The 4,522-nt window shown below is 66.4% G+C and carries 4 protein-coding genes; all 4 read right to left on the reverse strand.

The window, feature by feature from the left end; translation table 11 throughout:
• Positions 1–945, reverse strand: a 945-nt coding sequence (locus tag THIMADRAFT_RS24075) for an IS701 family transposase (RefSeq protein WP_007195748.1), incomplete at its 3' end; no start/stop codon positions are given.
• Positions 946–1,224: 279 nt separating this feature from the next.
• Positions 1,225–1,938, reverse strand: coding sequence for a hypothetical protein (locus THIMADRAFT_RS24080; RefSeq protein ID WP_007195749.1), 714 nt, complete (start codon positions 1,936–1,938; stop codon positions 1,225–1,227).
• A gap of 90 nt (positions 1,939–2,028) precedes the next feature.
• Entirely contained in the window at positions 2,029–2,472 is a 444-nt protein-coding gene (locus tag THIMADRAFT_RS26935) for a hypothetical protein (RefSeq protein ID WP_139052993.1), read from the reverse strand.
• A gap of 592 nt (positions 2,473–3,064) precedes the next feature.
• The coding region (locus THIMADRAFT_RS24085; RefSeq protein WP_007195751.1) for an SUMF1/EgtB/PvdO family nonheme iron enzyme at positions 3,065–4,522 on the reverse strand (1,458 nt) is incomplete at its 5' end.

Raw genomic sequence — 4,522 nt, forward strand, 5'->3', positions numbered from 1 at the left:
AAAACCCCCTCGCGACCAGGAGAAGGCCGACGCAAACATGACATGATTGATGCGACAACTACCTTGACACTTACCGGCGGCCACCACCTCGCGAACCTGCCCGTAGAGGTTGAGTGAATAGGTCCGCGCGGTGGCCCGCAGCGCGGTCTGCATCGCCTTGACACTGCCGAGGCGCGCACCGTACTTGCGGGGCCGTCCGGCCCGTCCCGGCACGGCCACCGGCAGGTCGTGGAGCACCGCGTTCACGCGCAGACGCGAGAGCAGATGGGCACGGGAGCCGAGCGCCCGGCGCAAGGGCTTGAGCAAGCCGTTGTTGCCGAACCAGCTGTCGGTGACCACCAGGATCGGCGCCCGCGGAAAGACCCCGGCGAGGCTCCGGATCAGGCGCACGGCTTGGGTGAACTTGCTCTCGAACGTGAGCGCCCGACCGCGAATGCGCACGCTGCGTAGCGCCAGGGTCGCTTTGCGCAGGTAAAAGGCGAAGGCCAGCGGCAGGCAGCACCAGCGCCCGTGAATGACCTTCAGCAGCCCGACCGTGACGATGGTCTGCGCCCACGGAAAGCGGCTTTGATTGGTCTTGGCGGCATGGTCGAAGCTGCGCTGGCAGGCAAACACCTTGGTGCCGGTCTTCGGATTGATCGAGTCGTCCAGCACCAGCACCAAACGCCCGTCGGTGAGCGGATCGGGGATGGCTCGCCAGAGCACTGCCCAGACGCGCGCCCACGGCAGCTTCACCGAGGCCATGAAGGTGTAGTACTTCGCCTCGCCGAGCACCACGCCGAAGAGCGTGGCGATGGTGCGCAGCAGGTTGGAGGTGCGCGAGGCGGTGATCGGCAGCAGGATCGCCTGGAGTGTCAGAATGAACCAGCGGGCACGTTCTTGGCCGTGATCGGAGCTCGGAAAAAGGCTCTGGAATTGAACGGCGAGTGCGGGTAGGATCAGCATCGAATGCGGCTCGTTTTTGGATTTTAATCATGGGCTTAGGCACCTTTGATTATACGCCGAAGCGAGCCTGCATTCATCTTCAACTGCTTGTTTATTCGCCGATTCGTCCGCGCTTTTCACGTTCGTTTGGTCATTGCCGCCGCATGGCTTTCGTCAATCAGCTTTCACTAATATGCGCGCATATTTGTGGTTGCTTATATTATGATAAGGCTGCATGAAAGTGAGAAACTTCAGTTGTTGATTCCCGTGTGAGTAAAACCGTTCAGCCTGCCCGAGCGATCAAGACGGCTGATCGAAGATGCCGTCCTTGTCACGGCCGAATACGCCCTCTGGCGTATGCACCATGAGATAGAAGAAGGGCTCGTTGACGGGGTGCGTCTGCAGGAACGCGATCGCCGAGGCTTGATCCGGTCCGCGGTAATGACGTTTTGTGGCAACGGACTGCGACAGCGCCTCGTCGGCGACAACCCTGATGCCCATCGCCTCCATCTGTGCCAGCATGTCGACCTGCTCCTCGCGCTCGAAGGTCACCGCCTCCTGACTTGGGGCCGCGCGTGCGGCGGTTGCCGTGGTCTCGGGCGGGCGCTCGCTCAATCGCGGGTCCGAGCCACCATGCGCGGTGCAGCTCGCCACGGCGGCATCGTACAAGGCCGCCGTCACGCGCTCACCGGCGAGCATGAGCCCCCAGGGCGCGGCGCCCCCGTCATCGCGCGGATAGACGCCGAAGCTGAGGACCTCGGTGCTGATCGGCTTGCCGCTGTCGGCGGCGACCCCAAACGGCTCCAGCTCGAGCAACGCGGCCATCGCCGCCTCCCGCGACGGCATGTTGTAGAAGAGGAATGGAAAGGACGGGCGGCTCAGGATGTAGGGTGTCCAAAAGGCATGCACGCGGTCATGGGTCTCGTAACGCGTGCCGAGGTTGTCGCGTTCGAGCAGGCGTGCGCCCGCCGACGCCTTGGCCTTCGCGCCGAACCAGCAGCTCCAGATGCTCATGGCAATACTCCGGTGATCGAGTCGGTTGCGTGACCGCGGCACGTCGGCCGGGTCCGCGCTCCGAGGGTGCATTCATCCGCTCCCCCTTGATCACGGGTAGTGCGCTGAAAACAACGCGCGTAGCGGCGACCCTTTACGCGGCCGTGTGAGTGCCTTTGGGAATCGGTTGCTGAGCGGCCTGGCCAAGAGCCGAAAAGATCCCGTATGGCCAATCTCGTCGGATAGGCAAAGCCCCCAAAACGCATTCGACGCAGGACCACGACGCAAGGCGGGCGGGCCGATCATCCCCTGCGCCGACGTTTGCGGATTTGCAATGTCGAGCACGCCGCCAACCCTTGATGAACTCGGGAAGCGCCCCGCGCAGGCTTTTTGAATCCGACCGATAACTCGCTCGGCAACCCAATCCTCCCGCACGACGCCGCGCAGCCGATCGACCACCCGATCACGATGGGCGAACAATAGCTTATCGGATGGATCGTAGGCGGCCATCGGGCGGTCGGGCAGCGCGTTCAGCGGGGCCTGTTCTCGAAGCATCGCCCGCGCGGGGCACGGCGGGAAATGAACCCCGGCGGGCTCCAGTCGGAACCGGAGCCCGTAGGATGGGCAGAGCGAGAGCGATGCCCATCATTCCCTGCCATCCACGTCCGAACCCGAGTGGCTCGCCAATCACACATGCGGTTCCCGCCGAGGCGACTCTACGGCGCCCGCTGGCCCTCGGCACCTGCCGCAAACCTCTCGCCGACCGCGCCCGAACGGTCGAGGCACGCTCATCGCGGCGCCCGGGATCTCGTCCTTGGCGCGGGGCAGTGTCAGATGGGCATCGCTACCGCTCTGCCCATCCTACGACGTACGGTACGCGCTGCCCGTCAGGAACCGTTGTCAGTGCGGAAAGCGGCCCAGCGTCGGGATCAGCCAGAGGATGAACCGGTACATCGCCTCGAGGGCCGGGCCGGTCGTACGGGCAGGGTTTGACATGCGGTGATCCGATTCAGCCGGCAACATGCGGCCGCGTAACAAACGCGCTCGACCCGGGGGCACTGCCCCCTGGACCCCCGGCCCTCGCTCTCTCAACCGGTCGATCCATGCCCCGGACGACTCCGCGATAGAGGGGTGAAGGGGTAACGAGTTAAGGGGACAAGGTCCTGGCGAGACGAAAACCCCGGTAGATGTCGCGGTCCTCGGGAAGGAACCCGAAGCGGTCCGCCGCGCGCAGGAACCTCGGCCCGCTGATCCAGGAGCCGCCGCGCACCGCCCGCGCGGGATTACTGTTGCGTTCGGCACAGCGCTGCTCCAACCCGGCATATGGGGACGCATACTCCGAGCAGGTCCACTCCCGTACGTTCCCCAACACCTCGTGCAGCCCCCACGGATTCCCCGGCAAACTCCCCGCCGGCACCGTCTGCTTCCGGTAGAGCCCGGTCTTGGCGCCGCAGTCGTTGTAATCGGATGTGCCGTTGTAGTTCGCCTGGTCGGTGCGAATGCACCGACCCGTCCAAAACGGTGTCCGCGTCCCCGCACGCGCCGCATACTCCCATTCGGCCTCCGTCGGCAACCGATAAGCCAGGCCGGTCTCTTTCGACAGCCACTGCGCATAGGCCGCCGCATCATCCCAACTCACGTTGATCACCGGGCGCTCGCCACGACCCCAACCGGCATCCGAAGGCTTGTCTCGACCGGTCGCCGCGCAGAAGGCGTCGTACTGACCAAAGCTCACCTCGGTTCTCCCCAGTTCGAACGCCTCCACACACACCTCATGCGGCGCCTCGTCACTGTCCCGATGCGGCTCGTCGGAGGGACTGCCCATCCGAAAACACCCAGCCGCAATCGAGACCATCGCCGGCGCACCGCCCGGCACCCGCGCTTCCCGCTCCGCCACCTCACGCGCACGCCGCGCCGCTTCGGCCACTTCGGCCAACCGGTTCAGCGTCGCCTCGTCCACATACCCCGTCGCCTCGAGCCTCGCCGCAGACTGAAACGCCCGCAACGCCGCACGCTCGGACGCCGCGAACGCATCCCCGCCCGCGCCCGCCGCATGACCGACCAACGTCAGCTCCGCCCGGATCTCCGCACGCGCCGCTCCGTCCAGACCCAATTCCGCCTCCCGCTCCGCCGGCGTCTGCGGGCGCAGCTTGAAATGGATTGCGCCGGGGCGGTGCACGCTCACCACCACGACCTGCTCCTCGGCGGTGTAGCCGGCACCGCGCACCCCGATCCGCCGCTCCCCCGCCGCGATCCCCTCGCCCTCGAACGGAACCTGCGGGGTCGCCTCCCCCACCCGTACCCCGTCCACCCACACCGCGGCCGCGCGGTCCACCGCCACCCGCAACCGTCCCGTGAACGCAATCGGCGCCGGCTCGCCATCTCCCCCGACACTCCCCTCGGTATCTGCGGACCCGCCCGCGCGCACCTTCTCCACCGAGGTGAAGACCGGGACCCCCAACATCCAGCGCACCCCGGTGCGCGCCTCGGCGGACAACGCGCCCAACGGCCAGACGCGGGCGGACTGCAGCTCGAGAGCTTCGGGCGCACTGCCGGCATCCCCGCCGCGCGTCACCGCCACGGGCACCCCCGCCGCAGGGTCCGC

Source organism: Thiocapsa marina 5811 (genome assembly GCF_000223985.1).
Taxonomy (GTDB): domain Bacteria; phylum Pseudomonadota; class Gammaproteobacteria; order Chromatiales; family Chromatiaceae; genus Thiocapsa; species Thiocapsa marina.